Source organism: Neptuniibacter sp. QD48_11, assembly GCF_047778095.1.
Taxonomy (GTDB): domain Bacteria; phylum Pseudomonadota; class Gammaproteobacteria; order Pseudomonadales; family Balneatricaceae; genus Neptuniibacter.
Genome location: NZ_CP180551.1, coordinates 3,273,801 through 3,289,014, shown reverse-complemented (window position 1 = coordinate 3,289,014; position 15,214 = coordinate 3,273,801). Strand labels below are relative to the sequence as shown.

14 protein-coding genes and 1 other RNA gene are annotated in these 15,214 nt (G+C 45.1%); 10 read left to right on the top strand and 5 right to left on the bottom strand.

The genetic code is table 11. The features are described from left to right. Positions 1-64: 64 nt before the first annotated feature. Positions 65-2,260, bottom strand: a complete 2,196-nt coding sequence (locus ACMXYU_RS15385) for a primosomal protein N' (protein WP_415899380.1) — start codon at positions 2,258-2,260, stop codon at positions 65-67. Positions 2,261-2,426: 166 nt separating this feature from the next. On the opposite strand from ACMXYU_RS15385, the gene rpmE reads away from it, so the two are divergent. The 7 genes from rpmE (at position 2,427) to ACMXYU_RS15350 (ending at position 10,230) form a co-directional block, all read left to right on the top strand. Continuing rightward, positions 2,427-2,642 carry a 50S ribosomal protein L31 gene (gene rpmE, locus ACMXYU_RS15380; RefSeq protein WP_415884686.1) on the top strand — a complete coding sequence of 72 codons (216 nt, stop codon included), beginning with the start codon at positions 2,427-2,429 and terminating at the stop codon, positions 2,640-2,642. A 12-nt stretch (positions 2,643-2,654) separates the two neighbouring features. Beyond that, positions 2,655-3,437, top strand: coding sequence for a thermonuclease family protein (locus ACMXYU_RS15375; RefSeq protein WP_415899379.1), 783 nt, complete (start codon positions 2,655-2,657; stop codon positions 3,435-3,437). A 160-nt stretch (positions 3,438-3,597) separates the two neighbouring features. Then, positions 3,598-4,845, top strand: a complete 1,248-nt coding sequence (locus tag ACMXYU_RS15370) for a malic enzyme-like NAD(P)-binding protein (protein ID WP_415882626.1) — start codon at positions 3,598-3,600, stop codon at positions 4,843-4,845. 173 nt (positions 4,846-5,018) lie between these two features. Beyond that, entirely contained in the window at positions 5,019-5,219 is a 201-nt protein-coding gene (locus ACMXYU_RS15365; RefSeq protein WP_415899378.1) for a hypothetical protein, read from the top strand. Between the two features lie 187 nt (positions 5,220-5,406). Then, positions 5,407-7,155, top strand: a complete 1,749-nt coding sequence (locus ACMXYU_RS15360; protein ID WP_415899377.1) for an ATP-binding protein — start codon at positions 5,407-5,409, stop codon at positions 7,153-7,155. Between the two features lies 1 nt (position 7,156). Further along, positions 7,157-8,500 (top strand): sigma-54-dependent transcriptional regulator, encoded by a 1,344-nt coding sequence (locus ACMXYU_RS15355; protein ID WP_415899376.1) that lies wholly within the window; start codon positions 7,157-7,159, stop codon positions 8,498-8,500. A gap of 287 nt (positions 8,501-8,787) precedes the next feature. After that, positions 8,788-10,230 (top strand): SLC13 family permease, encoded by a 1,443-nt coding sequence (locus tag ACMXYU_RS15350; RefSeq protein ID WP_415899375.1) that lies wholly within the window; start codon positions 8,788-8,790, stop codon positions 10,228-10,230. A 61-nt stretch (positions 10,231-10,291) separates the two neighbouring features. Here the strand turns inward: ACMXYU_RS15350 and ACMXYU_RS15345 are convergent, their stop codons facing one another. The 3 genes from ACMXYU_RS15345 to smpB all read right to left on the bottom strand — a co-directional run bounded on the left by ACMXYU_RS15345 (position 10,292) and on the right by smpB (position 12,345). Beyond that, positions 10,292-10,861 (bottom strand): substrate-binding periplasmic protein, encoded by a 570-nt coding sequence (locus tag ACMXYU_RS15345; RefSeq protein ID WP_415899374.1) that lies wholly within the window; start codon positions 10,859-10,861, stop codon positions 10,292-10,294. 466 nt (positions 10,862-11,327) lie between these two features. Next, positions 11,328-11,687: a transfer-messenger RNA gene (gene ssrA / locus ACMXYU_RS15340) on the bottom strand. A gap of 184 nt (positions 11,688-11,871) precedes the next feature. After that, positions 11,872-12,345, bottom strand: coding sequence for an SsrA-binding protein SmpB (gene smpB / locus ACMXYU_RS15335; RefSeq protein ID WP_415886001.1), 474 nt, complete (start codon positions 12,343-12,345; stop codon positions 11,872-11,874). 274 nt (positions 12,346-12,619) lie between these two features. Here smpB and ACMXYU_RS15330 point away from each other — a divergent pair, with 274 nt between their 5' ends. From ACMXYU_RS15330 to ACMXYU_RS15320, 3 genes are read left to right on the top strand one after another with little or no spacing between them, the layout of a single operon-like run. Next, positions 12,620-13,984 carry a sodium-dependent transporter gene (locus ACMXYU_RS15330; RefSeq protein WP_415895265.1) on the top strand — a complete coding sequence of 455 codons (1,365 nt, stop codon included), beginning with the start codon at positions 12,620-12,622 and terminating at the stop codon, positions 13,982-13,984. Between the two features lie 17 nt (positions 13,985-14,001). Then, positions 14,002-14,433 (top strand): type II toxin-antitoxin system RatA family toxin, encoded by a 432-nt coding sequence (locus ACMXYU_RS15325; protein ID WP_415882588.1) that lies wholly within the window; start codon positions 14,002-14,004, stop codon positions 14,431-14,433. Positions 14,434-14,447: 14 nt separating this feature from the next. Continuing rightward, the gene (locus ACMXYU_RS15320; protein WP_415882587.1) at positions 14,448-14,744 is read left to right on the top strand and encodes an RnfH family protein; all 297 of its coding nucleotides are present in this window, start codon (positions 14,448-14,450) and stop codon (positions 14,742-14,744) included. Between the two features lie 24 nt (positions 14,745-14,768). On the opposite strand, the gene ACMXYU_RS15315 is transcribed toward ACMXYU_RS15320, so the two are convergent. After that, positions 14,769-15,110 (bottom strand): outer membrane protein assembly factor BamE, encoded by a 342-nt coding sequence (locus ACMXYU_RS15315; protein WP_415882586.1) that lies wholly within the window; start codon positions 15,108-15,110, stop codon positions 14,769-14,771. Positions 15,111-15,214: the final 104 nt, after the last annotated feature.

Below are 15,214 nucleotides of genomic sequence, written 5' to 3'. Positions count from 1 at the left end.
CAGAAGAACCGCGTATTATCCCTGTAAAATCTGCCTATGTTAAGAGCTGAAAGGCGAGATCTGCTTAAAAAGTATCCGCTGGATCGACATCTATAGACCAGCGTACTTTTCGAGACTCTTTATTTTGCTCTAGATACCAACACAGGTTGGCTAATAACTGATGAAGCGCTTTGCGATTTTGCGCATAGATCATCAGCTGAGCTCGATGCATGCCCGCACGTTTTTCCATAGGTGCTGGGAAAGGTCCGATCCAATGGGCATCCTGTGGCAGCAGCATGTCATCTTCGAGCTGCTGTCTAATCGCACTCAAAAACGATTCGGCGCGACCATTCTGGGTTGTTTCTGCGCGAAGCAATGCGTAGTGCGTAAACGGCGGTAGTTGCGCCATTTTGCGGTTATGAAGCTCCTCTTGCGCGAATGCGCTGTAACCATGCTGAACCAGTGTTTGCAGGGTTGGGTGATCAGCGTGGTAGGTCTGCATCATGACTGTGCCCGCATGGTCGGCACGCCCAGCGCGTCCTGCAACTTGCAGAATTAACTGTGCTGTGCGCTCCATACCGCGGAAATCAGCGCTAAATAAGCCGCTATCGGCATTGATGATCGCAACCAGTGTTACCCGTGGGAAATGGTGTCCTTTGGCGAGCATCTGTGTGCCTACCAAAATGCAGGGGGCGCCACTGTTCACCTGATTCATGATCTCCTGCATCGCGTTTTTCCGCTGGGTACTGTCGCGGTCGACACGAATCACCGGGAAGTTCGGGAAAAGCTTCTGCAATGCTTGCTCGCTGCGCTCAGTGCCTACGCCAACCGGCTGCAGTTGATCGCTATTACATTCAGGGCAGCGATGGGGAATAGCGGCTTGTTTGTCACAGTGATGACAGTGTAGATGCGCAGGACGTTGATGCAACGTCATATGGGCATCACAGCGGGTGCAATCTGCTATCCAGCCACAATCGTGACAGGTCAACGTCGGCGAAAATCCGCGACGATTTAGAAACACCAAAACCTGAGTGCCACTTTCTAGGTGCTTTTTAATGTTCAGTATCAGCTGCGGTGAAAGGCCATCTGATAAGTTCTCCTGTCGGATATCCAGTAACCTGAATTCAGGAGGAGATGAGTTACCAGCGCGTTGAGTGAGTTTGAGCCAGTGATAGCGATCTTCGATCGCATTTTGTAGTGTCTCTAAAGAGGGTGTGGCACTGCCTAAAACAATAGGAATCTCTTCCGAGCGGGCACGAACGACCGCCAAATCGCGAGCGGAGTAGCGGAAGCCGTCTTGTTGCTTAAACGATGCATCGTGCTCTTCATCAATAATAATGATGCCGGGCGCTTTCATCGGTGTAAAAATGGCTGAACGGGTACCAATAATAATCCGCGCAATGCCTTCGCGCGCTTGTAGCCAGGCATCCAAGCGTTGGCGATCGGTTAAATTAGAGTGTAGGGCAACAATAGGCACGCTAAAGCGTTGCTGAAAGCGCACTACGGTTTGCGGTGTCAGGCCGATTTCGGGTACGAGCACTAAGGCTTGTTTGCCTTCATTAATGATCTTTTCGATCGCTTGCAGGTAAACCTCGGTTTTACCTGAACCAGTGACACCTTCTAATAGGCAAGCGTTAAAACCATCAAATTGAGCGATCTGTTTTACACAGTTATCTTGCTCTTCATTTAAAGGAAGAGGTGACTCATGCAGAATCGGGCCTGTGTGCTGTTTGTGTTCGCGCTTAAATGATTCGGCGAGTTGCTTCTCTTGCAAAGCGTTCAATGCGGCAGTCTGTCCGCCTTCTGCACGGAATGCATCGGCACTGATCCCTTGAGGATGATCGAGTAATAGCTGCAACGCCTCCAGTTGGCGTTTAGCGTTGCTCTTGATGGCGCTTAAGCAAGCGCCTTCGGCGGCGCGCCACAATGTTTCGTGCTGATATTCACAGGCTTGGCCTTTACGCAGTAAAACCGGTAGTGCTTGTTGCAGGGCATCGCCCTCTGGATGCTGATAATAGCTTGCAGACCAGCGTGCCAGTTTAAACAGGTGAGCAGGGAGAGGCGGGGTGTCATCTAAGATCTGTGAGGCACTTTTAAGCTTGTTATGATCAAACTCACTGCTTTGTGCCACCTCGACTAAAATACCAATGACTTCTCTGCTCCCAAACGGGGCTAAAACGCGAATACCGGGCTTTAATGAAAGGGAATCGATCCCTTCTGGGCAGTGGTAATCGAACAGTCTGCGTAGGGGGCTAGGAATGGCAAGCCGTAAAATGCTCATATATGCTTAAATTGCTCACTTTTTAAACGGTTTTAAGTTGCGCAGCATTATATCGATGCGTATAATTCGCCGCCTACTTAACGTACCAGTTATTTTGCTGGTAGTTTAAATCAATGCGGTGCCTGGCAGAAGATCAGGTGGCGGCATGAATCTAATGAGGTTTATCATGAAAGCTGGTATCCACCCGGAATACGCAGAAATTAACGCTACTTGTTCTTGCGGTAACGTTGTTAAAACTAAGTCCACTCTGGGCAAAGACATCCACTTGGACGTTTGCTCTTCTTGCCACCCGTTCTACACTGGTAAGCAGAAAGAAGCTACTTCTGGTGGTCGTATCGATCGCTTCAACAAGCGTTTTGGCGGCCGCGGCATGAAAAAATAAGTGATGTCACTTATGAGAATTTTGAAAAAGGCGCTCCCATTGTGGTGCGCCTTTTTTGTTTCTGGCTACAGTGCTGCTGTTACCGCAGCTCAGTGTGAACAACCTCATCATGCTGAAACGGTAAGCGTTGCGCATATATATGATGGCGATACAGTAAAACTGACCGATGGTCGTCGTGTTCGTCTTATCGGTATCAATACCCCAGAAACTGCCAAGGAAGATAAACTTGCCGAAGCTTTTGCTGATCAAGCAACCGCTCACCTGAAAACCTTATTAAAAGGTGCTGATCTTTCGTTAGTGGTTGGTAAAGAGTCAAAAGATCGCTACAAGCGTTGGTTGGCCCATCTTTATGCTGACGGTCAGCATGTTGGGGAATCTCTGCTTGAAAATGGCTTGGCCTACCATATAGCGGTACCCCCGAATCTTGGTTATCTTGATTGCCTTAAATCTGCAGAGCTACGTGCGGTAGATGCCAAACTTGGGTTGTGGAATCAAACTCCGATTCGAGATGTGGCTTCGCTAAAAAATCGTGAATCAGGCTTTAGAATCTTAAAAGGTAAAGTGGTAGCGGTTAAAAAGATCCGTTCTGGCTGGATTTTAGAGATTGGTGACGAGTTAGCCGTAAAATTTAGCCCTATTGTTGCAGAGCAGCTAGGCGGCAAGAGAAAAATTGAAGCTTTTAAGGGTAAAACCCTAACTGTTAGGGGTTGGATTAAGCCAAAAAGCCATAACGCACCTGCACACTACCAACCTTGGCTAATCAACATTAGCCACTCCGTGCATTTGGATCATTAAACAATATTCCTATCTTTATGCGACTTCTTGCAGGTTTTTTTAGTACTTTAGGTTTAACCTAAAGAAAAAAAGCCTGTTGCAGGTGCGGAATAGTTGTTCGGCAAATATGTTTTCTATATAGTTCTGTGTTCGACTTTTTAACTAGATTGGAACAGCAGCTATGTCTGATGATATGAAACAAGCCGCTCTTGATTACCATGAGTTCCCACGTCCAGGTAAAATCAGTGTGGAACTGTCTACAGACGCTGAGTCTCAGCGTGATCTTTCCTTGGCGTACAGCCCGGGTGTAGCAGAGCCGGTTCGTGAAATCGCAAAGGATCCTGAAAACGCATACCGTTACACGGCTAAAGGTAACTTGGTCGCAGTAATTTCTAACGGTTCTGCAATTCTAGGTCTTGGTGACTTAGGTCCATTGGCTTCTAAGCCAGTAATGGAAGGTAAAGCACTGCTGTTCAAGCGCTTCGCTGGCCTTGATTCTATCGATATTGAAGTTGACGCTGAAAGCCCACAGGCATTCATCGACACTGTTGCGCGCATCGCGGACACTTTCGGTGGTATCAACCTAGAAGATATCAAAGCTCCAGAATGTTTCGAAATCGAACGTGTTCTGATTGAGCGTTGTAACATCCCTGTATTCCACGATGATCAGCACGGTACAGCTATCGTAACAGCTGCTGGCATGATCAACGCACTAGAAGTAGCTGGCAAGAAGCTAGAAGAAGCTTCAATCGTATGCCTAGGTGCTGGTGCTGCAGCTCACGCTTGCATGAAGCTGCTAGTGAACATGGGTGCTAAGATCGAAAACATCTACATGATCGACCGTACGGGTGTTATCCACTCTGGCCGTGAAAACCTAACTCCAGAGAAAGCAGCGTTCGCGTCTGAAACAGACAAGCGTACTCTAGACGATGCTATCGACGGTGCTGACGTATTTGTTGGTCTATCTGGTCCTAACCTGCTTTCTGCTGAGCAGCTATCTAAAATGGCTGCTAACCCAGTTGTATTCGCATGTGCTAACCCAGATCCAGAGATTCGTCCAGAACTTGCTCACGAAACTCGTGATGACGTTATCATGGCGACAGGTCGTTCTGACTTCCCTAACCAGGTAAACAACGTACTTGGCTTCCCATTCATCTTCCGTGGCGCAATGGACGTTCGTTCTACTGCAATCAACGAAGAGATGAAAGAAGCAGCTGTACGCGCTCTTGCTGATCTGGCTAAGACTCCAGTTCCTCAAGAAGTGCTTGATGCTTACGGTCTAGACTCTCTAGAGTTCGGTCGTGACTACATCATCCCTAAAGCAACAGACTCTCGTCTACTTGGTGCTGTATCTACTGCAGTTGCTCAAGCAGCGATCGATTCTGGTGTTGCGCGTCTGCCACTACCAGACAACTACCCACTGTCTTAATCGACACTGGCGTACTAAAAAAACCGGCTTAGGCCGGTTTTTTTTGTGTCTCTAGAAAACTATAAAAAAATATAGGTTTCTGTTCAAAATTTAAGAAATTAAGAATTTTTCCTAGTTTCACATAGAGTATTATTCAGTAAGCTTATCTAGGTAATAAACTTAGGTACAAGATCATGGAAGATGATAAAAGATCCTGCAGTAACTGTGAGAAGCAAGAAAGATTCGGCTTTTCACATGCTGATCTAAAGCTAATTAGCTCAATCCCTGAAAGCTCGATCTATCGATGTGAATGCTGTGGCGCATTCTGGATTCACGATGGCGAAGACGGGTGGGAAAATCTGGACTTTGACACCCTTTGGGGTCTTGCCTGCTAACGCAGCAGCCAGATAGAAAAAGACGTATTTAAAAAAGCCCTGCTAGTTTTGCTAGCAGGGCTTTTTGTATATTTTGAGCATTAAATAATGCACTAAGGGCGATCTATAACATCAAGATACCCTGCGCACGATGATTTAAAATAGTTATTACGGCATAGTATGCGGGTAATAATGTATGGGCACTGGTATGCGAGACAGGAAAATCATATTTGTATTCTTAATTTACCTCGTATGTCTAGGTCTTACTCTGTCTACTGGTGTTTCTCTTTTCCAGCGAAGTCTCTATATCGAACTTGATCAAAAAGTGAAGAATGAAGCTGAAAATGTCAGTACCTATTTCAATAAAGAACTTGCCCGTTATGCACATATTCCAGAGTTGTTAACGAACCATTACCAGATTCGTCAACTACTGCAGTTCAAAACAGGAGAGCAAGAATTAAACCTACTGTTACTTGATATTGCTAAAACGACCGGGGCTAGTGAGGTTTATGTACTCGATATTAAAGGCGATGTTGTTGCTGCAAGTAACTTTCAAAACCCATCGAGTTTTATAGGCGGCAATTTTTCTTTTCGTCCTTATTTTCAGCAGGCAATTGAGGGGCAGAATTCGACGTATTACGCCCTAGGTGTTCGCTCTAAAGAGCGCGGCATCTTTTTTTCATCTCCGGTTTACGTCGATGAAAAGATTATTGGTGTTGCTGCTGTAAAGGTAGACATTTCCAGATTTGAGCAGGATACAGAGTGGTTATCTGGTCAGCATTCTACAAAGTTTATGGTTTATGGACCTGACAATGTCATCTTTATGTCTAATCACCCATACTGGCGCCTCAAGCAGCTCAGCGAGAGCGAAGAATTGAGTTGGGCTCAGATTAAAGAAAGCCAACGTTACCTCGACCTGACGCAAAATATCTTAAATAACAGCAAAAGAAAGTATGCACTTGCTGATTTACAGCAGTGGCAAATAGAGTACGCCGAGGCCGAGCAGGGCTTGTATTTTTATGGTGAATCCAGCTTGCCTAGCATGAGTCTTAAGCTCATTACGTTCAGCCCCGCGGCAACGGTGGGCTATCAAATCACCAATTTTATGATTTGGCTCTCGCTGGGGTATAGCGTGGTCTTTGTTTTGGCGTTCTACCTTTATCGACGCTTTGCTGGTTATCGTCAGTTGCTGTATACCCGCAGGGCGTTAGAAAAGGAGATATCGGTTCGCACTGATGAGTTAGATAAAGCGCATAAAGCACTTATGCAGTCGACTAAGCTAGCTACGATTGGGCAGATGTCAGCTTCGATCAATCATGAAATCAATCAGCCGCTCAGTGCTATGAATGCTTATATAGCTGCCTGTCGACGATTACTTGATAGGGGTGACTATAAGGAAGCTAAAGAGACGCTTAATACCATTCAGGATATGACGGAGCGGGTGCATAAAATTGTTTCACAGTTAAAACAATTCAGTCGGAATAAAGAGCCCTCATTAGCTTGGTGTGAATGGTCTAAGTGCCTTGATGCCGCTTTAGTGGTGGTCGGACCCCAGATCACAAACTATAAAGTCGATTTGTCTGTTGAGCACTACAGCAGTTTTGTTTGGGGTGAGGCCTTAAAGTTAGAGCAGGTTCTGGTTAATCTCTTATCTAATGCTATAGATGCCATGTCTGGGCAGCAGGCGAAATCCATTAGTATCAGCTTTAGCCAAAGAGAAGGTTATGTGGATATTCATATAACCGACAGTGGTATTGGCTTGGACCTGCAAAATATAGACACTATATTTGATGCCTTTTTTACCACTAAGTCCGATCAAGGCTTAGGGTTGGGCTTATCTATCTCGCGTAACATCATTCGTTCTTTCGATGGTGAGCTTACGGCTAAGAATGCGGATTCTGGGCTTGGGGCTACATTCACGATCTCGTTGAAATCAAGTAACACTGGAAGCAATTAAAATGACAAAAGTTTGGATTATCGACGATGAAGAGATCATTCGTGACTCCCTTAGCCAGCTTCTACAGATAGAAGGTTATGAAGTCCAGGCGTTCGCGAACGGTACGCAGGCTTTAAAAACACTGGATGAGCATTTCCAAGGTGTTGTGATTTCAGATATTAATATGCCAGAGATGTGCGGCACCAAGCTTCTTAGTGAGATTCAAGCCATCGATGTTGATATACCGGTCATCATGCTAACCGGCTATGCCGATGTACAGCTTGCAGTCTCATGTTTGCATCAAGGAGCTTACGATTTTTTTGAAAAGCCGATCACAGAGCAGCTGTTGGATAGTGTTAAGCGTGCCAGTGAAAAAAGAGCCCTTGTCCTAGAAAATCGAGCACTTAAAAGTAGTTTGAAAGCAGTACCTGAAAAAGGGGTGCGGATACTTGGCGACACCCCTGAAATGAAAGATATGATGCGGCTGCTTAATACCGTAGTTGATACTCCAGCAGATGTTTTGATTAGTGGTGAAACCGGTTCCGGTAAAGAGATGGTTGCGCGCTACTTACATGAGATGAGCAGTCGCGCTGATGCAAATTTTGTTGCGATTAACTGTGGCGCTATACCCGAAAGCCTAATTGAGAGTGAGTTGTTCGGGAGTAAAAAAGGTGCCTTTACCGGCGCGACAGAAAACCGTACCGGGCAACTAGGTTTCGGCCAAGGCGGTACTATTTTTCTCGATGAAATAGAAAGCATGCCTATGTCTATGCAGGTGAAAATGTTGCGGGTGTTAGAAGAAAGAACCATTACTCCCGTTGGCAGTAATACTGCAATCCCGCTGGATGTTAGATTTGTAGCAGCAACTAAAATTGATCTGCTAGAACTCGCGGAGCAAGGGTTGTTTCGCACCGACCTCTATTATCGTTTAAACCTAGTTAAAGTAGATATACCGCCTTTACGTGCGCGCAAAGCCGATATCCCATTGTTGTTTAAACACTTTAGCTCTATAGCTGCTGGGCGTTATCACAAACCGCTAACAGCGCTTGCTAGTGAAGAGTCCAATCAACTTATGGCTTACCATTGGCCGGGTAATGTCCGTGAGCTGCGCAATGCCGCTGAAAGAAGGGTGTTGCTTGGGATGCCAATTTCGATCGACGCCGATCAACCAAGTGTGGCCATGCCTGAGGATCTTTCCTTAAGTGAAAAGGTCGCTTTTTTTGAATGCGCTGTAATAGAGGAGGCCTTGAGCCAATCCTCCGGTTCTGTAAAAGAGGCGATCTCCTTACTGCGGGTCCCCAGAAAAACCTTTTACGATAAGTTGGCAAAATACGGAATTCAAAGACGCAGTTTTGTAAAAGACTGAGCTAGTGCATCAGCGTGGTTTATACCGCAAAACGTTGACTTAATTAGCCCTGTTTTCGTGATTTATCTATGTGTGGTTTTAGTGACAAAGCACCTGCTAAAGCTGTGTGGCTATCCGCATTATGTACCTTGTTCAAAAATAACTATTCTTTTTAACTTATTGAAAATTAAATCTTTTTAAGATTGTTTTTAAAGCTGGCAATACTCTTGCTATCTCTTCTTTCCATGATGTGAAAACCAAACATTCACCAATTTAAATACCGTTTAAATTAAGGTTGGAAGAAGAGTATGAATGACAAAAATAAAAAGATACCTTGGCTAATGTTATCCCTCGGTCCTTTAGTCATGTTGATGACATTACTGATTGATCCGCCTTTCGCGGGGCTTTCAGTTGAAGCGTGGCGCACCGCCGGATTAGCGTTCTGGATGGCGAGTTGGTGGATATCCGAAGCTGTTCCAATCCCTGCGGCCTCTCTATTACCTTTATTTGTGGTGCCGGTTGCAGGTATCGCAAATATCAAAGCGGTTGCTGCACCTTATGCTCACCCGCTGATTTTCCTATTCCTAGGCGGTTTCCTGATCTCTATCGCAATGGAACGCTGGAACCTGCATAAGCGTATTGCGCTAAAAACTATGCTACTAGCAGGCACCAAACCAAGTATCCAGATTTTGGGCATTATGTTGGTGACGGCATTTCTGTCGATGTGGATGTCCAATACAGCTACAGCGGTAATGATGCTACCTATAGCGCTATCTGTAGTGAAAATTGTCACCGACCGTGAACCGGATAATGAGAGTTTTGCTAAAGCAATGCTCTTGTCCATCGCTTATGCTGCTAGTATCGGCGGTATAGCAACGTTGATTGGTACGCCACCGAATGCGCTGATGGCTGCATACCTATCTGATAGCTATGGCATGGAAATCGGTTTTGCACAATGGATGGCGATGGGTCTACCACTATCAATTATCATGCTGATAGTAGCGTGGGTTCTGCTTACCAAAATCAGCTATAAAGTCGATCAGGCTGGTGCGGTTAGTGCTAAATCTGTATTTAAAGAACAGTTGCAAGCGCTAGGGCAGATGTCTGCTGGCGAAAAGAAAGTGTTATTTATCTTCCTATTTGCGGCAATCGGTTGGGTAATGCGCCCATACCTTGCTAAGTGGACAGGTATTGGTATCTCTGACACCGGAATCGCAATGGCGGCGGCTATTCTGCTATTCGCCCTGCCTGTTAAAACTGGCGATAACGAGCGTGTTCTAGATTGGGAAAGCGCACAAAAAGTACCTTGGGGTATCTTGATCCTATTCGGTGGCGGCCTTACTTTGGCGGCGACTATTAAGTCTTCTGGTTTAGCTGAATTTATCGCTCTACAGATTCAGGGTGCAGACAGTGTTTCCTTATTGATTGGTATCTTGATTGTTACTGCGTTGATTACCTTCTTGACGGAAATCACCAGTAACACAGCAACGGCGGCAGGCTTCTTGCCGTTATTAGGACCAGTGGCTGAGTCGATTACAGGTACACCACTTGTATGGGTTATTCCTGCTGCAATTGCAGCAAGCTGTGCCTTTATGATGCCTGTAGCTACTCCGCCAAACGCTATCGTGTTTGGTTCAGGTCGATTGAAAATGGCTGATATGATGCGTGCAGGCTTTGTGTTGAATTTTGTTGCAATAGGCCTGATTACGCTTGCTAGCGTAACACTCCTACCAGCTGTTTTTGGTGTTTAGGAATATAAAGTAGTAAAGAGTCATTGCTCGCGGGGCAGCTCAGCTCCCCGCGATCTGATTTTCATTGGTTTACAATAGCTAGAGGAGTTAGCTCTTTTTCAAGCTTTTGCATGTATGGCATGACCTCCTGAAGAATACGCCAGTATTCACCCGAAGTTTTCATATCCTTTATTGCTTGAGCCAAAGCCGGAGCTAGGCCTGAGTGCGATTTATGTATAAATGGGTAAGAAATGTTTTGCCCCGCGACTCCGACAATAGTGATGTCTTTTGTTGGTAAGCCTTTATTGTGAAGTGCTTTCAAAATAGGAACTTCTAAAGCAAAGAAAATATCAGTTCTTCCTCTTTGTAATTTATTTATACCTTGTTCAATAGAGCCTACCTCGGATAGGTGCTCTTTATTGGTTGCTTTTATAAGATTGTTTTTGGACCAAACAGAACCACGCAGGTACTCAATTCTTAAATCAAGCATTTTGAGATCTTCGAGCCTACTGAAACTTAATTCGGCATTCTTGGATAGTCCAATGACTCTATTAAAGAAAATAGGTTCATCAACTAAGACCATATTTGAATAGCGGGAGCTATAGTCTCTAATTCTTTGAGGTTCCCCATCTATAATTCCATCGTTTGCCATTTTCGAGCATCTTTTACTGGGGCAAAGGATATATGAAAATTCATACCCCAGTGTATTGAAAGCTGCCGAGTAAACTTTACTGTAGAAGTTGTATTGTGGATTTGATGTAGGGTCTTCACCAAAGCCCATTACAAATGTATCTGCATATATTGTGGGGCAGAGAGCTATCACAGCACCTAGTAAGCCTAATCGCGTCAGTTTAAAAATCCTATTCATCGGCTTTGGGTTCAAATCACAGTTAACTTAAAATTTTTAGTTTAGTCCAAAGCCTTTGAGCTAAACGAATTTTTAATCACACGATGGCAGGTGAAATTATCGGCAATATTTTAAAAGGAGATGGTTTTGTGTGTTTGCTTTTTGAATTCTTAAAAACTTATCCAAAGATGATAGGTAAAGTGTCAACCTTATTCAGGACGGGACAATACAAATAAAAAAGCCACCCGAAGGTGGCTTTTTTATTTGTATTTGGTGGAGATGGCGGGGGTCGAACCCGCGTCCGTCAATCCTCCGCCTCAAGATCTACATGTTTAGGCTTCTCTATTGAGTTAACCCGTCACGACCCGAGAGCCAGGGTGTTATGGGCGAGCCTTTTTAAGTTTTAGCCGTTCAGCTTAAGGCGAAGCATCCGGGCGATTCTGTCTCGAATGATACCGCAAAATCCTTTAGTTACAGACACCTGAAGGAGCGGCACAAGCTGACTTATGCAGCTAGAGCGTAGTTATCGTCGTTAGCAACTATAACTGTGTAGTGAGGGATTTACGAGATTCACTACATTCTCGACATGCACCTAAGGTTTTGTAATCAGCGTCGAAGCCAAGTCATCCCCAGATAGCTCGCGATTATACCTATTGTGTTGGATATAGACGAGTAGATTGTGAAGCTTCGACCCAATTTTTTTGTGTAAGTTCCTTTGGGGCTTTGTTGGAGAAACTAAAAAGGGGTTGTAATACGCTGCTGCGATGGAAAGAGAGGTCGGTAAAGAAGGGGGGGGAGAGGTTGTGCTATGGCAGCTATTTAGCTGCCATAAGGCGTTGTTTCTGACGAGCCCAGTCTTTGTCTTTATCTGCGGCGCGTTTATCGTGTTGCTTCTTACCTTTGGCTAGCGCAATTTCGCATTTGATGCGATTGCCTTTCCAGTAAAGGGAGAGTGCTACACAAGTGAAGCCTTTAGCTTCAGTCGCGTTGATGATCTTTACTAGTTCGCGATGGTTAAGTAGCAATTTACGATCACGGGTCGGATCTGCGACTACGTGGGTGCAGGCTGTTTTCAGCGGAGTGAAGTGTGCACCAACTAACCAAGCTTCGCCTTTGTGGATCACCACGTAGGATTCCACCAGTTGCGCGCGTCCTTCGCGTAGGCTTTTTACTTCCCAGCCAGTCAGAACGAGACCTGCTTCGAATTTATCCGAAATTAGGTATTCGTGACGTGCTCTTTTGTTTTGACAAATTGTGTTGCCCGATGGGGCTTTCTTTTTCTTGGCCATGGCGGGCGATTATATAGATCAGGCTTGCTAAGGGAAAGCGCCTTGCAATCAGGGAAAACTATTTCTATTTGTTCATCTACTTCTACAAAGTTCTGAATGTGCAATCTGCACAATAAAAAGCTCTGTTTTTGCTATCTAAAACAGGGGAAATCCCTAAAGTTCTGGGGAGCTAGCGGGGTGTGCACTTTTTGAGCAGTCAACGATGTACTTAATAAGTAAAAAGTGAAAGAATTTACGTTTTTTCGCGACTAACCCCCCAGAAGAGTAGCAGTTCATGCAGGAAAAGAAGTCTATCCACGGTGCTTGGGCATCTCGTTGGATCTTTATTTTGGCGGCCACTGGTTCGGCAGTTGGCTTAGGTAATATTTGGAAGTTCCCATATATTGCGGGCGAAAATGGTGGCGGTGCGTTCGTACTGGTATACCTTGTCTGTATCTTGATGGTTGGTGTTCCAATCATGATGGCAGAGGTCTTCATCGGTCGACGTGGTAGACAAAGTCCTATCAATGCTATGAAGGATGTGGCGATAGAAGCCAATCATTCAGGGAAATGGTCATTTGTTGGTTGGATGGGTGTTCTAGCCGGCTTTATGATCTTCTCGTTCTACTCTGTAGTTGCGGGTTGGGTGCTTTATTACATTGCTGGTATGGGTACTGGCGATTTCATCTCTATTGGTAGTGATGATGCGGGTAAGGTCTTCAATGACTTGCTAGCTGACCCTCAGACATTGCTGATCTGGCATACGATCTTTGTTGCAATGGTAATGGTGGTTATCGTTGGTGGCGTTAAGAAAGGTCTTGAGAACGCTGTTAAGCTATTGATGCCTGCGCTATTTATCCTTCTATTGATCATGCTTGGTTACTCCATGCAGACAGAAGGCTTCTCTCAAGGTTTTGATTTCCTATTCCACTTCGACTTCTCGGAGCTGAGTTGGAATGCTGTATTGATCGCGTTAGGTCACTCTTTCTTCACCCTATCTCTGGGTATGGGTGCGATCATGGCGTACGGTTCATACATGCCTAAGAAGACCTCTATCGGTGGTTCTGTAATCACAATTGCGGCAATGGATACTATCGTTGCTTTGATTGCTGGTTTGGTTATCTTCCCGATCGTATTTGCTAACGGTATGGATCCTGGTGCGGGTCCTGGTCTGATGTTTGTAACGCTGCCTGTTGCTTTCGGTCAGATGCCTGGCGGTCAGATCTTTGGTTTCGTATTCTTCTTGCTTGTAGGTATTGCTGCTTGGACTTCAGCTATCTCTCTAATCGAACCAGCAGCTGCTTGGTTGGTAGAGAAGTTTGGCTGGAGCCGTGTTCCTGCGTGTATCGCGCTAGGCCTTGTTGTTTGGGGCTTAGGTATTGCTGCGCTAGGTTCTTTCAACTTCATCTCCGACTTCAAGATGATGGGCTTCAATGTCTTTGATTTCCTAGACTTTATGACGGCTAATGTCATGTTGCCATTGGGTGGATTGTTCATCGCAATCTTCGCGGGTTGGTTTGTAACTCGTAAAATGGCTGAAGATGAATTGGCAATCTCCTCTCCTTTACTGTTCAATGCATGGTATATTGCGCTGCGATATGTATCGCCAGTAGCGGTAGCTGTAATCTTTATTCTCAACCTTGTTGAGAAGTTGAAGTAAAGGAATGAAAAAAAGGCATGACTCAGGTAGATCGCAGTGCATTGGTATTGCACACTGCAGAAGAGATGTTTGATCTTATAAATGATGTAGAACGATATCCTGAGTTTTTGCCCTGGTGCGCTAGCACCGAGATTATAAGTCGCACTGACGATGAGTTGGTTGCGACTTTGTTCCTTTCTAAAGGTGGCTTGAAATATAGCTTTACCACTCGAAATCAGCTTAACCGCCCTGTAAGCATGACACTTGAATTGGAAGAGGGGCCCTTTTCCCGCTTGAGTGGTGTGTGGGATTTCAAACCGCTTAGTGATGAAGCGTGTAAAGTAAGCTTAAGCTTACAGTTTGAGTTCTCGGGTAAAATTGCTTCTATGGCGATGAGTAAGGTTTTTAATCAAGTTGCAACGACTATGGTTGATGCCTTCGTAACCCGCGCAGATCAAGTATACGTTTAAGAGAAAGTGTCACTATGAATGTTGAAGTCGCTTATGCCCTTCCTACAGAGCAAAAAATCATAGCTTTGACTGTGGCTGATGATTGCACTGCTTATGATGCGGTTATCCAATCTGGCATTGTGGAGCTTTATCCACAGATCGATCCTGAGAATGATCCTATGGGTATCTTTGCTAAAGCAATCAAGAACCCTAAAGAGACAATTTTGCGGGAAGGTCAGCGTGTTGAGATTTATCGCCCTTTAATTGCTGATCCGAAGGAAGCAAGGGCTAAGCGCGCAGCTAAGGTGAAAGCAAAGAAAGAAGCTGAATAAGCTGCACGCCTGCGTAGCTAAGGTTTAGCTACGCTTACCACCTGGACGGAAGTCACCATTTAAGGCATTTAGCTTGCCATCTGTAAAGTATAGAGAGATGCGTTCTTTGCTATAGCTGCCATCTTCACCACTTTTCTTTGTGTATAGGTAGTCCCAACGGCCTTCGTGGAAGGTATCAGTGATTAATGGTGAACCCATGATGAAGCGCACTTGGCTTTGGCTCATGCCAGGGCGCAGCTGATCTACCATCTCTTGAGTAACAACATTGCCCTGCGGGATGTCGAATTTATATACACCTGGGAAACCAGAACAACCGGTCAGAGTCAGTGCTACAGTAAAAGTTGTAGCAATTAGTAGTTTTTGCATCAGAATTTTGCTTCCACTATTGTGCGTAAATGCGGATAATAAAGTTTCGTGCGCTATTGAACAAGCAATTCAGCTTCCGCATGATTATGTAATCACCAACAGCT

Bases quoted from the DNA above. Each gene is read 5' to 3' on its own strand.
- smpB (WP_415886001.1), bottom strand. From the start codon at position 12,345: ATGGCCAAGAAAAAGAAAGCCCCATCGGGCAACACAATTTGTCAAAAC.
- ACMXYU_RS15330 (WP_415895265.1), top strand. From the start codon at position 12,620: ATGCAGGAAAAGAAGTCTATCCACGGTGCTTGGGCATCTCGTTGGATC.
- ACMXYU_RS15385 (WP_415899380.1), bottom strand. From the start codon at position 2,260: ATGAGCATTTTACGGCTTGCCATTCCTAGCCCCCTACGCAGACTGTTC.
- ACMXYU_RS15320 (WP_415882587.1), top strand. From the start codon at position 14,448: ATGAATGTTGAAGTCGCTTATGCCCTTCCTACAGAGCAAAAAATCATA.
- ACMXYU_RS15360 (WP_415899377.1), top strand. From the start codon at position 5,407: ATGCGAGACAGGAAAATCATATTTGTATTCTTAATTTACCTCGTATGT.
- rpmE (WP_415884686.1), top strand. From the start codon at position 2,427: ATGAAAGCTGGTATCCACCCGGAATACGCAGAAATTAACGCTACTTGT.
- ACMXYU_RS15375 (WP_415899379.1), top strand. From the start codon at position 2,655: ATGAGAATTTTGAAAAAGGCGCTCCCATTGTGGTGCGCCTTTTTTGTT.
- ACMXYU_RS15370 (WP_415882626.1), top strand. From the start codon at position 3,598: ATGTCTGATGATATGAAACAAGCCGCTCTTGATTACCATGAGTTCCCA.
- ACMXYU_RS15350 (WP_415899375.1), top strand. From the start codon at position 8,788: ATGAATGACAAAAATAAAAAGATACCTTGGCTAATGTTATCCCTCGGT.
- ACMXYU_RS15345 (WP_415899374.1), bottom strand. From the start codon at position 10,861: ATGGCAAACGATGGAATTATAGATGGGGAACCTCAAAGAATTAGAGAC.
- ACMXYU_RS15355 (WP_415899376.1), top strand. From the start codon at position 7,157: ATGACAAAAGTTTGGATTATCGACGATGAAGAGATCATTCGTGACTCC.
- ACMXYU_RS15365 (WP_415899378.1), top strand. From the start codon at position 5,019: ATGGAAGATGATAAAAGATCCTGCAGTAACTGTGAGAAGCAAGAAAGA.
- ACMXYU_RS15325 (WP_415882588.1), top strand. From the start codon at position 14,002: ATGACTCAGGTAGATCGCAGTGCATTGGTATTGCACACTGCAGAAGAG.
- ACMXYU_RS15315 (WP_415882586.1), bottom strand. From the start codon at position 15,110: ATGCAAAAACTACTAATTGCTACAACTTTTACTGTAGCACTGACTCTG.